The organism is Roseinatronobacter domitianus (genome assembly GCF_023336755.1).
Lineage (GTDB): Bacteria > Pseudomonadota > Alphaproteobacteria > Rhodobacterales > Rhodobacteraceae > Roseinatronobacter > Roseinatronobacter domitianus.
The window spans coordinates 1-14,847 of record NZ_JALZWP010000029.1 but is presented as its reverse complement, the minus strand read 5'-3'; the positions used below and the strand labels follow the sequence as shown (position 1 = coordinate 14,847).

At 58.0% G+C, this 14,847-nt stretch carries 11 protein-coding genes and 3 pseudogenes; 12 read left to right on the top strand and 2 right to left on the bottom strand.

The window, feature by feature from the left end:
• The first annotated feature begins 67 nt into the window (after positions 1 to 67).
• From M3N55_RS15950 to M3N55_RS15935, 4 genes and pseudogenes are all read left to right on the top strand, one after another.
• Positions 68 to 825, top strand: a pseudogene (locus tag M3N55_RS15950) (IS5 family transposase).
• Positions 826 to 855: 30 nt separating this feature from the next.
• Entirely contained in the window at positions 856 to 1,338 is a 483-nt protein-coding gene (locus M3N55_RS15945; RefSeq protein WP_249060866.1) for an HNH endonuclease, read from the top strand.
• Between the two features lie 155 nt (positions 1,339 to 1,493).
• A pseudogene (locus M3N55_RS15940) lies at positions 1,494 to 2,828 on the top strand (DNA methyltransferase); the annotation flags it as partial.
• Positions 2,732 to 3,400: an amidase family protein gene (locus M3N55_RS15935; protein WP_428982684.1), complete on the top strand. Its 669-nt coding sequence runs from the start codon at positions 2,732 to 2,734 to the stop codon at positions 3,398 to 3,400. The pseudogene M3N55_RS15940 and the gene M3N55_RS15935, both read left to right, overlap by 97 nt.
• Positions 3,401 to 3,835: 435 nt before the next feature.
• Here M3N55_RS15935 and M3N55_RS15930 read toward each other — a convergent pair whose 3' ends face one another.
• Positions 3,836 to 4,540, bottom strand: a complete 705-nt coding sequence (locus M3N55_RS15930; RefSeq protein ID WP_249060864.1) for a GntR family transcriptional regulator — start codon at positions 4,538 to 4,540, stop codon at positions 3,836 to 3,838.
• 386 nt (positions 4,541 to 4,926) lie between these two features.
• Here M3N55_RS15930 and M3N55_RS15925 point away from each other — a divergent pair, with 386 nt between their 5' ends.
• The 8 genes and pseudogenes from M3N55_RS15925 to M3N55_RS15890 form a co-directional block, all read left to right on the top strand.
• Positions 4,927 to 6,255: an amidase gene (locus M3N55_RS15925; RefSeq protein ID WP_249060863.1), complete on the top strand. Its 1,329-nt coding sequence runs from the start codon at positions 4,927 to 4,929 to the stop codon at positions 6,253 to 6,255.
• Complete coding sequence (locus M3N55_RS15920; RefSeq protein ID WP_249060862.1) at positions 6,221 to 7,129, top strand: MmgE/PrpD family protein; 909 nt, start codon at positions 6,221 to 6,223, stop codon at positions 7,127 to 7,129. Before M3N55_RS15925 ends, M3N55_RS15920 begins: the two co-directional genes overlap by 35 nt.
• Before the next feature lies 1 nt (position 7,130).
• On the top strand, positions 7,131 to 8,015 hold the full coding sequence (locus M3N55_RS15915; protein WP_249060861.1) for a polysaccharide deacetylase family protein: 885 nt from the start codon (positions 7,131 to 7,133) through the stop codon (positions 8,013 to 8,015).
• Complete coding sequence (locus M3N55_RS15910) at positions 8,012 to 9,451, top strand: MmgE/PrpD family protein (RefSeq protein ID WP_249060860.1); 1,440 nt, start codon at positions 8,012 to 8,014, stop codon at positions 9,449 to 9,451. Before M3N55_RS15915 ends, M3N55_RS15910 begins: the two co-directional genes overlap by 4 nt.
• Before the next feature lie 23 nt (positions 9,452 to 9,474).
• The gene (locus tag M3N55_RS15905; RefSeq protein WP_249060859.1) at positions 9,475 to 10,434 is read left to right on the top strand and encodes a TAXI family TRAP transporter solute-binding subunit; all 960 of its coding nucleotides are present in this window, start codon (positions 9,475 to 9,477) and stop codon (positions 10,432 to 10,434) included.
• 89 nt (positions 10,435 to 10,523) lie between these two features.
• Complete coding sequence (locus tag M3N55_RS15900) at positions 10,524 to 12,458, top strand: TRAP transporter permease (protein ID WP_283164004.1); 1,935 nt, start codon at positions 10,524 to 10,526, stop codon at positions 12,456 to 12,458.
• Positions 12,459 to 12,531: 73 nt separating this feature from the next.
• On the top strand, positions 12,532 to 13,668 hold the full coding sequence (locus tag M3N55_RS15895; RefSeq protein ID WP_249060857.1) for an MFS transporter: 1,137 nt from the start codon (positions 12,532 to 12,534) through the stop codon (positions 13,666 to 13,668).
• A 154-nt stretch (positions 13,669 to 13,822) separates the two neighbouring features.
• Positions 13,823 to 13,972, top strand: a pseudogene (locus M3N55_RS15890) (transposase); the annotation flags it as partial.
• Between the two features lie 82 nt (positions 13,973 to 14,054).
• Here M3N55_RS15890 and istB read toward each other — a convergent pair.
• Positions 14,055 to 14,846, bottom strand: coding sequence for an IS21-like element helper ATPase IstB (gene istB / locus M3N55_RS15885; RefSeq protein ID WP_249060854.1), 792 nt, complete (start codon positions 14,844 to 14,846; stop codon positions 14,055 to 14,057).
• Position 14,847 lies beyond the last annotated feature (1 nt).

Genomic DNA, 14,847 nt, shown 5'->3' with positions numbered 1-14,847 from the left:
CTAGGGTCAGGATGCATTGATTTCCCGAGCGCTGCGTGATTCACGGCTCCGAAAACGGAGCGGTGACATGAGCAATCTTTTCTGGCTGACCGACGCACAGATGGCGCGTCTGAAGCCCTACTTTCCAAAGTCGCACGGTAAGCCAAGGGTCGACGACAGGCGGATTCTGAGCGGAATAATTTTCATCAACCGCAATGGGTTAAGGTGGCGCGATGCTCCTGAAGCCTATGGCCCACACAAGACGCTTTATAGCCGTTGGAAGCGCTGGAGCGAAAAGGGCATATTCGCGCGGATGATGGTGGGGCTGGCTGCCGAGCACGGCGAACAGAAGACAGTTATGATCGACGCGACCTACCTGAAGGCACATTGAACAGCGACCAGCATGGCCGCTAAAAAGGGGGGCGCGGTCGCCTGATTGGCCGGACCAAAGGTGGTATGAACACCAAGCTTCACGCCATTTGCGACAGCCAGGGACGACCGCTCGACCTCTTCGTCACCGCCGGACAGGTCAGTGACTATATCGGCGCACGGGCATTGCTGGGCGGTTTGCCAAAGGTCGAATGGCTGCTCGGAGACCGAGGTTACGACGCCGACTGGTTCAGAGATGTGTTGAAAGACAAAGGGATACGCGCCTGCATCCCTGGGCGGAAACAACGAAAGAAACCGGTGAAATACGACAAGCGCCGCTACAAACGCCGGAACCGGATCGAGATTATGTTCGGCAGGCTCAAAGACTGGAGGCGCGTGGCAACCCGCTACGACAGGTGTCCCAAGGTCTTCCTCTCGGCCATCGCGCTCGCAGCCGTCGTCATATACTGGTTATGAATCCTGACCCTAGGGCGGGACGAAGATATTTTGCCTCGTGATGGAGAAGGGTATTCGTCCTATGGTTTTCAGGACCAGGCGGCCCCATTTCACCACCTTCCTGTGCAGGAACGCGTTAATCAGCTTACCAACCGCGGAATCCGCGATCGCAATTTCAGAAAGACCGTGTTGCGAGCCTATGGTGAACGCTGCGCCATAACGGGCCTGCGCATTATCAACGGCGGTGGGCGTGCCGAGGTTCAGGCTGCCCATATTCAGCCTGTTGAACAAAATGGTCCTGACATCGTCAGCAACGGGCTTGCGCTATCTGGAACCGCGCATTGGATGTTCGACAGCGGTATGGTGGGCTTGGCCGACGACCTGACCGTGCTCGTTTCGAGGCAAAGCAACGACCTCAGTGCTGTAAAGGCCATGATCAACTCGACTGGTAAGCTCTTGGCGCCGGATCGATTGGCTCATAGGCCAAGGCCAGAATTTGTCACCTGGCACCGCCAGAACTGTTTCAAGCAGTAGTCTTGCGTTGAGTTCACGGGCGCTGGTTATGGCTGATATGCCCACTTTTCTTGAACAAGGCAGGCCAACCACGCATAACAAAGCATCTCTTTATGATCGTCTGCATGTCGGAGATCGGGTAACGATGTACGACGCTGGTGCCAGGAAATTGCCGAATGAACGCCGTTGAGATTGAACAAGCCGTTTCCGAACTCGCCGAGCAGCCTTTTGCCGCGGCAGAGTTTCCTTACGCTTTCCTGATCGCCTTCGGCAACAAGGAAACAACGATCAAGCGGCTGCGAACCGGCGCGTCGAACAAGTCCGACATTGGCGGCGTCCTGCAGACCAACAACATCCACCTGAAAACCTGCGCGCCGGGCGACATTGCAGCCACCCTCACCGTGCTGCGCGACAGCCCTGCCACCACCCGCGCCAAGGCCAAGTTTATCCTCGCGACCGATGGCATCGACCTTGAGGCCGAGGACATCACCACCGGGGAAACCATCGCCTGCCGCTACACCGATTTTCCCGACCATTTCGGTTTCTTCCTGCCGCTCGCCGGTATCTCCACCGTCAAGCAAATCCGCGAAAGCGCCTTTGATATCCGTGCGACCAGCCGTCTCAACCGGCTTTATGTCGAGCTGATCAAGGACAACCCCGACTGGGGCAGCGCGGAAAAGCGCCATGACATGAACCACTTCATGGCGCGGCTGATCTTCTGCTTCTCCGCCGAAGACACCGACATTTTCGTCAGCGACAACCTGTTCACCGCCACCATCGACCAGATGGCGAACCGCGATGGGTCGAACACGCACGAAGTTATCGGCGAAATCTTCCGCGCGATGAACACGGCCATCCCCAATCGGGCCGAGGCCAGGCTGCCCCGCTGGGCCGATGCCTTTCCCTATGTCAACGGCGGATTGTTCTCGGGCAGCACCGAGGTGCCGCGCTTTTCCAAGATCGCGCAGCGCTACCTGTCCCATATCGGCAGCCTCGACTGGACGCAGATCAACCCCGACATCTTCGGGTCGATGATTCAGGCCGTCGCGGATGAGGAGGAACGCTCGGTCCTTGGCATGCACTACACCTCGGTGCCGAACATCCTGAAGGTGCTGAACCCGCTCTTCCTCGATGATCTGCGCGCAGAGCTGGAGGCTGCGGGCGACAACGCGCGCAAGCTGGCCAATCTGCGCGCGCGCATGGCCAAGATCCGCGTCTTCGATCCCGCCTGCGGGTCGGGCAACTTCCTTGTCATCGCCTACAAGGAAATGCGCGCGCTGGAATATGAGATTAACAAGCGGCGTGGCGAGCCGCTGCGCCGCACCGACATTCCCCTGACCAACTATCGCGGGATCGAACTGCGCGATTTTTCGGCTGAAATCGCGCGACTGGCGCTGATCATCGCGGAATACCAATGCGACGTGCGCTATCGCGGCCAGAAAGAAGCCCTCGCAGAATTCCTGCCGCTGGACGCGCAGAACTGGATCACCTGCGGCAACGCCCTGCGGCTGCCCGCACAAAAGGGTTTGAAGATCTGGATGCGACAAGCCTTGCCGCGTTTGAGCAGAAACTTGACGATCTTCGAGCGCTTGGCGTAGCCGTGGTGGAGCCTGCTCAAGATGCTTATCTTGCCGACCTGATGCAACGCCTCGACCATGTCGTGAATGTTTCCATCCGAATGGTCGCCTTCGACATGCGCTGGCCCTATCGCAGCTATCTTGACGCGGCGCCTGAACAGATGGGGCCACGGCTGCATGAACTGGTCAAGCTTGGGCACAAGGTTAGCTTGGATGAATATCGGCTTATTCGGGCAGAGCGCGAAGACCTGCGTCGTCGTGTGAACGAGCTTTCGCGCAGCTACGATGCGCTGGTGCTGCCTGCTGCTTCTGGACCCGCGCCAGAGGGGTTCGAATATACCGGGGCGCGCACCTTGCTTCTTTATTGGTCGTTCATCGGGTTTCCGGCCTTCAGCTTGCCGCTGATGTCGGTGCACGGCATGCCATTCGGGTTGCAGCTTGCCGGTTTTGGCGGCGGCGATCACAATCTGGCTCAACATGCAAAATGGCTGACTGCCCACGCCTGATGGGTAATATGACAAGATGTCAGCGCTGCCTGCCATCTGGGCACGCGCTGGCACTCCGTAAGTCTTGGTGGCGGCACGCGCATCATTTTGGTCAATGTCGACAGCCCCATGCATGCGGCATTCGGGCGGCCAGTACAACAGCCCCGAAGATTGCGGTGGTGCCAGTTCCGCCCTCGCATTCGCCCGGTCCACAAGGATCAGCACCTTGCGCCACGCAGCATCGAGCACCTTCGAAACCATTCACCCGGACGGAATAAAATGAACTCTCAGGCGCAAATGAAATTTAGCAGGGTGCCAGAGAGGCAGAAAATTCCACCAAAGCAGAGAAGCAAGCCAGCCAGCCAGACAGACAGTTTAGGGTCTGATATGCCCTGTCTGCGCGACGGCACTGAAACCTAGCAAGCGCTGACGTCCCTGGCGATTGCGCCCATATTTCTATGCGGGCCTAGGACCCTGCTTCTCACTTTGGTTTTGCGGTGACAGCACCAGCCTTAGTCGCACTGCGGAGGTTAGCACATGCTCTTCCATCGCAGCCGCCGCTGCCTCGGGATCAGCCGCTTCAAAGGCTTGCAAGATTATATGGTGTTCCGCATTCGAGGCCTGCATCCGTGATTGCATAATTGTATGCTGCCGGAACAGGCTAAGCTCTTGTGACAATTGTGCATATAACCGGATCAGGCGGCTATTGCCGCTCAGGTCGTGGATGACGTTATGAAACTGTAGATTCAGGTCGAAATAGGTTTCATAATCCTGCTCATGTTCGGCAATATCCATGCGCTTGACAAGGTCACGCAGCACTTCAATATCGGACGCTCGCGCGCTTTCACAAGCCAATCTCGCGCCAGCGCGTTCCAACCCGGCGCGGATATGGTAAATCTCCAGCACGTCGCGCAATGAAACCTTGCGCACAAATGCACCGCGGTTGGCGATCATGTCGACAAGGCCCGCGTGGTGCAATGCCCGGATCGCCTCTCTTAGGGGGCCGCGCGAAATACCAAAGCGTGTCGAAAGAGCTTTTTCGTTCAGCCGTTCGTCTGCGCCCAACTCTCCGGATAGGATCATGCTCTCCAGCCTCTGCCGGGCAAGCTCGGTCAGGGACATGGGGTTCAGAAGGTCAGCAGAGAGGTCTTCGGCAGACATGAATAAGCGTATCCTGATATTAAATAAGCAGTCTTTTCTCGAAGGTGGCTGCCAGCCTTATCAAAGCCAGACAATCTAGCATAGTCCTTTGTCAGTCTGAAATTCCCGACGCGGCAATGGGCAGTGCCCGCCTGTACCGTTGACGCACAGATATTTTCCGGGGATTTGTTCGTATAATTATTGAGCTTATTCTGTCAACACCTCCGCACTGGAAATAGCAAGGCGCAGCCTGCGTTTCGCGACACCATGCTGAAAACGCGAAATAAATTCACAAATTGTAGCGTCAGATCTGAGATGGTGTTGCAGCATTACACAGCATAAATTGTTGACAAATGACATAACAGCGGTAGCGTTTGCGTGTCATTAAGCTTGGGATCAACACCGCAATGCCGACATGCCGCCCCTTCAACACGCTCTTGCCAGAGTTCCGCGCGGGTCGCGATACGCCACGCGCTGCATTGGAGCGCCATCTGCAAGAGGTGGCGGGCATGGATGCATTGGTGCGGGCATTCCGCTCCCTTGATGTGGCCGCAGCCCGGCGTGATGCAGATGCGGCGACACAGCGTTGGAAGGCCGGTGCGCCACTGTCCGAGATTGACGGGATGGTGATTGGGGTCAAAGACATCATAGATGTTGCGGGGTTTCCGACGCGGATGAACAGCCCGGTATTTGAACAGACAGCACCCGCGTTCCAAGACGCATCCTGTGTGCGCGCCGCACGACGCAGCGGGGCTGTCATCTTGGGCAAGACCGAAACCGCGGAATTCGCGTCGGGGAATTCCGCGCCGACCCGCAACCCTCATGATCTGAAGCGCAGTCCGGGTGGGTCATCCAGCGGATCAGGCGCTGCGGTCGGTGCAGGGATGGTCTCCGCGGCATTTGGGACGCAAACTCAAGGGTCGATTTTGCGCCCTGCTTCTTATTGCGGGGCAGTTGGCTACAAGCCAAGTTTTGGCGTATTGCCTTTGTCTGGCATACACCCGGTATCGGGGTCTCATGACCATTTGGGCGCGCTTGGTGCCAGTGTGGCAGACACATGGAACCTTTGCCGCGCTGTATCAGATTTCTGCCCAGGCGCCGGACATAAGGGCCTGACAGGCAAAGCGGACCCGGTTCGCCCGGCGCGGGTGGCGGTAATGCGGATGGCAGCCTTTGATGAGTTGGACTCTGGCTGCGACGCGATTTTCGAAGCTATGCTTGGCCGGCTTTCGGATGCCGGTGTCGTGGTGGACTGTTCCACCAAGGCCGCGCTTCCCGCGAATTTGGTGAAAATCCTGAATGGTATTTTCGATGCCTCCAGCGGGATGATGGGTTGGGACATGCGATGGCCCTATGCCGGTTATGCCGCGCGCTGGCCGGGTCTGTTGGGGGAAAAGATCACCGGGCTTTTGGCTCAGGCTGAACAGACAACCTTGGCGCAATATCGCGAATGGCTGTCATTGCGCGACGCGGCACTGGCCCAGCTTGTAGCATTGCGCAACACCTATGACGCAATTCTCATGCCTGCCGCATCTGGCCCGGCGCCTAAGGGCTTCGCCTTTAGTGGTAGCCGTAGCTTTCAGGTTCCATGGAGCTTCATGGGCGCCCCGGCCTGGAGCATTCCGGGCCTAAGCGTGGCCGGGCTGCCATTTGGGGTTCAGATTGCGGGCTTCGTGGGGGGCGATGACGTCTTGGTGGGCCATGCTGCGTGGCTCGAACAAGCCTTGGTACAATAATGAGCGGCGCCGGCAAACAAGTAAGCGCAAACCACAGGCCTTTGCGCTGGCCCATACCAAACACGACTGGCAGTTTCACAACATAAGCAGAGCAATGACGCAGACACAAATCACCGAAACTGCGGCTCATTTTGCGGAATTGTTACGGTTCAGCAAAATTCCGGAAGCAGCAGCCAAGAGTGCGCGGTGCTGCATGATTGACGATGTTGGCCTTATCATTGCCGGGACAGAGGAACACTCAGTCCAGATATTGACTAAGCAGGCGTGCTTGCAGGGCGGCGCGACCGAAGTGGCGCTGTTGGGCACACTAAACCTGAAAGTGCCCGCCAGTGTAGCAGCGCAGGTTATGAGCGCATCGGGCCATGCCCATGATTGGGAAGATACGCAGCTTTCGTGCGATCTTGCGCATGTGTATGGGCTGTTGACCCATCCCGTAATTCCGCCGCTGACTGCCGCCCGGATCATGTCTCAGGAGCTGGGCGGTGTCAGCGGAACGCAATTTGCAAGCGCGTGTTGTGCCGGGTTCAAAGAAGAGTGCAAGCTGTTCGGATCGACCTTTCCGCACATGTATAAAAGCGGGTTTCACAGATCAGGAACAGTGAGATGTTCGAGGCCTGCGTTGCCGGGCGGGCGGCGAGCGCAGAGGTCGCGCGCATCTTTCAGCTCGGCTGGACGATTGATCGCGCCGCCAGCACACCAGAGCTGGCCGTTGCCATGGCGATTTGCTGACATCATGCCGCCCCGCCTGAAAAATAGGCCATCCATGGTGCTGCGCATTGATTTTGACCGCATGAGCCGTGCTCAGAATTTAAAGGTTGTATTTGCTGTGCGAAATAAAGAAGTTGTTAAAGCAACTACTAAAGGTGACTCGTGAAATGAGCAATCCAAGGATCCCCTTTCAGATATCTGGCGCGTCCGGCCACTTGCCCAAGCTGAACGGACGTTCGTTGCTGGTGCATGTTGCACTCAATGTGGAACATTGGCCGTTTGAGCGTGCCATGCCACGCACGGTTCTACCGCCGCCGCATGGCAAAGCGGTCAGCCCGGATGTGCCCAATTTTTCATGGGTGGAATACGGTCTGCGTGCCGGAATGCCTCGCATTCTGGACATGATGCGTGCGCGGGGCCTGACAGGTGGCGCGTTGCTGAATGCCAGCGTGGTGCGGACCTATCCGCAACTGGCAGAGCTTTTGCTGGCGGACGGATGGGAGTTTGTTGGCCATGGCCTGACACAACGCGCCTTGTCGTTGGAACCCGACGAGGAAGCAATTATTGCGCAAAGCCTGCAGATCCTGCGCGACTTTTCGGGCCAGAAAGTTCGGGCATGGTTGGGGCCGGGACTGGCCGAGACGACGGAAACACCTGAGGCCCTGAAGCGCAACGGAATTGATTGCGTGCATGACTGGGCGCTTGATGACGTGCCTCATTGGATGACGACATCGCACGGCCCGATGATCGCGCTGCCCTACAGCCTCGATATGAATGACGTGCCGATCTATGCCATCGGAAACGAGCCGTCATCTGCAATGTATGACCGGTTGGCTGATACGCTTGCCCAGTTCGATGCCGAAGGGTCAAGTGCCGTGCGTGTGCTGACCCTTGCGTTGCACCCGCACCTGATAGGTGTGCCACATCGGGCGCTATATTTCGGGCGCATGCTGGACTTGCTGCTGGCGCGCGATGACGTTGTTTTCGTGAACAGTTCGCAGATGGCCGACTGGTTTTCGGCAGCGCGTCCGCAACCGGGCACCTCGGCATGAACGCGGGCCCGACATATGCCCAAAGGATTGCCGATTGGGCCTTGGGCCTGCGCTACGAAGATATTCCCGCCCCTCTGATAGCGGATGCGAAAGCCCGCGTGCTTGACACCATCGGAAACATGGTGGCAGGCAGCACAGAACCGTTGGGCAAGGCGATATTACGCGCCGCCCCCGCTTTTGGCACCGGTGCGGATGCGGCTATCCTGCCCATGGGGCTGAAGGTTCCCGCCAGCACTGCTGCACTGGTCAACGGAACATTCGGCCATGCGCTGGATTATGACGATACGCATAACGCGACATTGGTTCACCCCAGCAGCCCGGTTGTTGCCACCTGTTTCGCCTTGGCCAAGACCCACGCATTGGACAGTCGCGCGCTTTTGGTGGCCGTCGTTATGGGCAATGAGATTTTCTGCCGCCTTGGCATGGTTGCGCCTATGGCATTCCATCGCTCCGGGATTCACCCGACCGCAGTTCTGGGTCCGACCGCGACAGCGCTTGTGGCCGCAAAGATCATGGGGCTGGATGCGCAGGCAGCCGTGCATGCAATGGGCATTTCCGGATCGCAAGCATCGGGCATACTTGAATCTTTCGCCGATGGAAGTTGGGTAAAGACCTTTCATGCTGGATGGGCGGCGCATGCCGGCATTGTATCGGCAACCCTGGCGGCCAACGGCTTCACAGGCCCGCCCAGCGTGTTGGAAGGCCGGTTCGGGCTGTTCAAAAGCCACGTGCAGCGCCCCGATGAAACGCTGGACATGCCTGCACTGACCCGCGGGTTGGGAATAGGCTGGGAAATACAGTCCTGCTCGCTCAAGCCATATGCTTGCGCACATGTCATTCATCCCTATGTGGATCTGGCTTTGAACCTGCATGAACGTGGCGTGACCGGCGACAAAATTGCAGAGATAGTGGCGCCCATTCAGCCGGGGTATATGCCGGTTGTGTGCGAACCCCGCGCGGCCAAGGTTGCGCCGCAAACCCCGACACATGCGCGTGCCAGCCTGCCATACTGTATTGCCGCCGCGCTGGTGCGTGGCGATCTTTCTCTGGATGCATTTGCACCTGATGCCTTGAAGGACGCCGATGTGTTGTCCCTGGCGGCGCGCATCATGCCACAGCCCGACCCCACCCCGACCGCTCCGGGCCAGTTTCGGGGTGCTTTGCATGTGAAGCTGCACGACGGCACACAGATGGAACTGGGCCAGAACCACAATAGAGGCAGCGCCGAACACCCGCTGGCACCAGAAGAGATTGCCGCAAAGTTCCGCGCCAATGTCGCCCAATCTTTGGGGCCAGAGCAGACCCGACACATACTAAACGCGTGCGACGCCCTGCATATGGGCGGCGCGGTGACGGACCTGATCGACCTGTGCTTGCTAGCTGACCAGCAGGGTCAGCCTAGCGCACCAAAACCAACAATAATAACGCCGACATAATCCATATCGACAAGGAGAAAGACATGACCGACTTATACAAGCCCCGCTTCAAGACCAAGGCTTTCGCGCTTGCATTGATGACAGGCACCGCCTTGGCATCCGCGCCTGCATTGGCAGAGACAATGCGTTTCGTAACCAGCAATACCGGTGGCACCTTCTACCCTATCGGGGTCGCAATTTCGCAGGTTCTGTCCGAAAACGGCATATCGGTCAGCGCGGAACCGGGTGGCGGCAACTCTAACCCGATCTCGGTTTCTCAGGGTGACGCAGAACTGGGCTTCACCTTCGCGCCCTCTTTCGGCATGGCCATGGCTGGGCAGGAACCTTTCCCCGCACCGCTCCAGAATATTCGCGCCTTGGGCTACACCCATTTGAACTATACCCAGATCGCGGTAACGCTTGAAAGCGAGATCACCTCCATTCCGGAACTGGCAGGCCAGCCTTTTGCATCGCAGGGCCTAAGTGCGGGCTCTTCGACCTTTTTCCGGATCGCACTGGACGCATATGGCATGACAGAGGACGATATGGATATCGTTGTGCGGGGGGGGCCCGCGCAAGGGGCGAACATGGTGCGCGACCGTAACGCGGTCGGTTTCCATGCCACCTCGGGTATGCCAAGCGGCACGTTCACAGAGGCGTTTCAGAGCGTGCCCATGCGGCTTTTGCCTATCGAAGATGACGCCTATGCCACGATCAGCGCCGAATACCCCACTTTTGCACAGGCTGTTATTCCCGCAGGCACCTATCCGGGGCTGAGCGAAGATGTTCAGACAATCTCTACCGGGGCTGTGATCTTGGTGCGCGATGATATGGACGAAGAACTGGCCTACGAGATCGTGCGCATCATTGCCGAGAATACGGCGCGGCTGGCACCGATGCATGGCGCGCTCACTGATCTGACGCCGGAATTGATGGCAAGTGTCGCGGGCATACCGCTGCATCCGGGTGCCGAGCGCTACTATACCGAAGCCGGCTTGCGCTAATCTTCCGATCATAAACACGCGCGGGGCACTGCAATCGCGGTGCCCCTTACAGATGTTCCGAAGCTTCCGGCAAAGTGGAAAACCGACAAATGCAAGAGACCAAATCTGCGTGGGCGCGGTGCTTTGAAAGCAATGACCGCATTTCGACCGGGCTGCGCCTTGCAACACTTCTCGCCGCAGTCTGCATGTCTGCATATCACATGGTTGTCGCCTATATCGGCACACCCATGTCGGATTTTCACTATCCCGTTCACGTCTTTTTCGCCCTTGTGGTGCTGTTTTTGGCCAGCGCAGCCAGTTCCCGCGACAAACTTACAGGGTGGCGGCGCACCGCAAGCACGCTTTGGGATGTTCTGATGGTCATCATTTCAGTGGCCGCGACCGCCTATCTGTTCCTTGACCCGCATTACCCCGGCAACCGGTTCACTTATGTGCAAGCCTTGACGCCGCTGGAAATAATACTGGGCACGGGGTTGATCATCGGATTGCTGGACGCTGCACGCCGCACCGTGGGCTGGGTGCTGGTCGTGGTGTTGCTGGTTTTTATCTTATACGCGATTTTTGGAAACCACTTGCCCGGTGCGCTTAATCACAACGGCTTTTCCTACCAGCGAGTGCTGGAGCAATCCTATCTGACGCAAGACGGCATCTGGAATCAGCCGATCGCGGTGACGGCCAATTACATCTTCATTTTCGTGCTGCTTGGCAGCTTGCTGCTCTCCTCTGGTGCGGGCAGTTTCTTTACCGATCTGGCCACCGCAATGACCCGCAAAGCCATGGGTGGCCCGGCCAAGACCGCCGTTGTCGCAAGCACATTCATGGGCATGCTTTCGGGCAGCTCGCCTGCCAATGTGGTGACGACAGGGTCTTTCACCATTCCCGCCATGCGCAAGGCCGGGTATCGCAAGGAATTCGCCGCCGGGGTAGAAGCGACGGCCTCTACCGGGGGGCAGCTAACGCCGCCCATCATGGGCGCGGCTGCCTTTCTGATGGTTGAATTCGCCAATATTCCTTACGTCGAGGTCATGCGCGTCGCAATCGTGCCTGCCGCGCTGTATTTTATTGCGATTTACACGATGGTTCATCTGGAGGCGCATCGCTTGGGTTTGCGCCCGCCTGTTGATACTGACGGAACAACCGCGATCGAGATTTTGCGTCAGCGCGGCTATCTGATCTTGTCCATTGTCGTGATGATCGCTCTGCTGTGGCAGGGATACACCCCTACCATGGCAGGGTTTTGGGCGGTGATCTCACTTCTTGGGCTGATCGTGGTTCTGGACCCGGAGGTGCGCGGGCGGTTTGTTCATGTGGTGATCGACGCAATGGATCACGCGCCGCGGATAATTGCACCGATTACCACGGCTTGCGCGATAGGTGGCATTATCGCGGGCATCATCATCATGACGGGTCTCGGTGTGCGGATGGCTGAGATCATTCTTTCAGTGTCGGGGGGGCGGGTGTTCCTGGCGCTGTTCTTGACCATGGTGGTCGCCGTGATCATGGGAATGGGCATGCCGACCGCCAGTGCCTATATCGTCCTTGCGGTGCTGCTGGCACCGGGTTTGACGGAAATGGGGGTGTCGGTTGTTGCCGCGCATCTGTTCATCATCTACTGCGCCGCCAAATCTTCTATCACACCGCCGGTCGCAGTGGCGTCCTATGCGGCGGCGGCAATAGCTGGGTCCAATGCCTGGACCACGTCGCTTGTGGCGTTTAAACTTGGAATATCTGCGTTCTTGATCCCCTATATGTTCGTATATGGTCCGGGGCTGTTGACATATGGCCCGCCGCTAGAGGTGGTGCGCACGATATTCACAGCCGTGATAGGGATTACGGCGCTCTCGATCGCGGTGATCGGGTGGTTGCGCTACACTCTGGGTGTCATCACAAGGCTGGTCTTCCTGGCAAGTTCGATAACGCTGATTTATGCAACCTGGCAGACAGACCTCGTCGGACTGGCCTTGTTCGGCGCTTGTGTCGTAGCAATCGAGATGAAGCATAGGCGCGGTGCCCTTGCCGGATAGTGTGGAGAGCGCTGACGACACGCAGCGCAGTAGCGGCCACCCCTTGCCTGACTCTGCCTCTGCACCACGCGTAATGACCGTCTGCCTCATTGCGCAGATCGCATCCGTCATGCCGGTATTTCTACTGGGTGCATTTGCACCGCTGATGACGGATGATTTGGGTCTGACGCCCTTCATGTTGGGTATCGCAGTCGCAGCCTTCTATGGTGCGGCTGCCGTGGGGGCACTTTTCCTGGCACCTTTCGCGGATACGGCTGGCGTGTGGCGTGTGACCAATCTGTCTCTGGCCGTGGTTGCGCTGTGTGGAATCCTCATGGCACTCATCGCTGACAGCTTTGAAATGGTCGTTGCGCTGATTGTGCTGGGTGGGCTGATGAATGGATCCATCCAGCCAGCAACGAATGTCATCGTGTCGCGCTTCATACCGACCAAACGGCAAGGTCTGGCCTATGGCCTGAAGCAAGCGGCAATCCCCCTCTCCACCATGTTGGGTGGAATAGCCGTTCCGGTTATCGGGCTTAGCGTGGGGTGGCGCTGGGCGTTCATGCTGTCGGTTGTCACCGCGCTTGCAGTCTTGCTGATGACGCCCAAAGGTCGCGAACCGCGGACCAAAACGGGCAATGTCGGTCGGCAGCGACTTCCCGGCCGAATTCTGCTGATCCTGGCCCTCATGATGGGCCTTGCAGCCGCCGTATCGAACGCGATGGCCGCATTCCTTGCGCTTGCAATCACGGAACAAGACCACTCGGCATCTGATGCGGGTTTGGTAATTGCAGCGGGCAGCTTGTTTTGTGTCGCAGTGCGTGTCGGTTTGGGAGGGTTGGTCGACCGTTGGAACCTACCGCTTATGTGGGTGGTTGCGGCATTGTTGATGGTCGGGACAGGATCATATCTGGGCTTGGCCTATTGGCAGACACTTCCGCTTCTGACCTTTTCGGCCCTTCTGGCTTTCGGCTTTGGTTGGGGCTGGTCCGGGTTGGTCTTGCTGGCCATCGGACGCGCGAGCATAGGCTCTGTCGGGGCCTCGACCGGAATGACGCATGCAGGTGTGTTTACCGGTGGTGTTGTTGGGCCCATGGCGTTTGGTTGGGTCGTTCAAGAGCACGGCTTTCTGCTTGCATGGCAGGGATTGGCCGTCGCATCCACCTGTGCCGCAGGTTTAGCGATCTGGATGTCAACCTTGCTCAACAGAGTGTCAGAAAGTCGATAATTCGCTTTGCGAATTTTCGAATGACAATGATCAGGGTTTGTCCCACCCGGAGGCTGACAGCCCTGCGCCACCTTGCGTCTTGTTGCATAGCTTTTGAAGCTGTGAATCGCCCCGAGTTTGTCGGAGACCATCAACTTAAGTAAGGATGGTTGTGATGACAAAAAGCAAAATGGCAAATCGCTACTCACCCGAGGTCCGCGCACGGGCGGTCCGGATGGTGTTCGAGCATCAAGGCTCATACGAAACGCAGGCGGGCGCGATTGCGGCCATTGCACCTAAGATCGGCTGTATTCCCCAGACCTTGAGCGGATGTTGTTGATTGTCACTGAGAACTGACCCGGCATTGTCACCGAGAACTGACCCACCCAGTTGTTATGTTCTGCGTGTCATGTTGGGGTCAATTGTGGTGTTTCCTTCCGTTTCTTTTTCGCTGTTTCGGAGCTGGCCTTGAAGCGGTAACTGTCGTTGCCGGTCTCCAGAATGTGGCAGCGGTGGGTGAGGCGATCGAGCAGCGCGGTGGTCATTTTGGCGTCGCCGAAGACGGTTGCCCATTCGCTGAAGCTTAGGTTCGTGGTGATGATGACGCTGGTGCGTTCGTATAACTTGCTGAGCAGGTGGAAGAGCGAGGCGCCGCCGGAGGCACTGAATGGCAAGTATCCCAGCTCGTCCAGGATCACGAGGCCGGTTTTGACCAGCGCCTCGGCGATCTTCCCGGTCTTGCCCTGGGCCTTTTCCTGTTCCAAGGCGTTGACCAGCTCGACTGTCGAGAAGCAGCGCACGCGCTTACGGTGGTGCTCTATGGCCTGAATGCCGAGGGCCGTTGCGACATGGGATTTCCCTGTTCCTGGCCCCCCGATCAGCACCACATTCTCAGCCCCATCCAGAAACTCACAGCGATGGAGCTGGCGGACCAAGGATTCACGGATTTCGCTGGCGGCAAAATCGAAGCCGGAGAGGTCCTTATAGGCCGGAAAGCGGGCCGCCTTCATGTGGTAGGCGGTCGATCGCACCTCTCGCTCGGCCATTTCAGCTTTTAGCAGCTGTGACAGCATTGGCATGGCGGTCTCGAATGCAGGCGATCCTTGCTCATGCAGGTCCTGCACAGCCTGCGCCATGCCCGGCATCTTCAGGCTGCGCAACATGATGACGATGGCGGCTCCAGCGGGATCATGACGCATG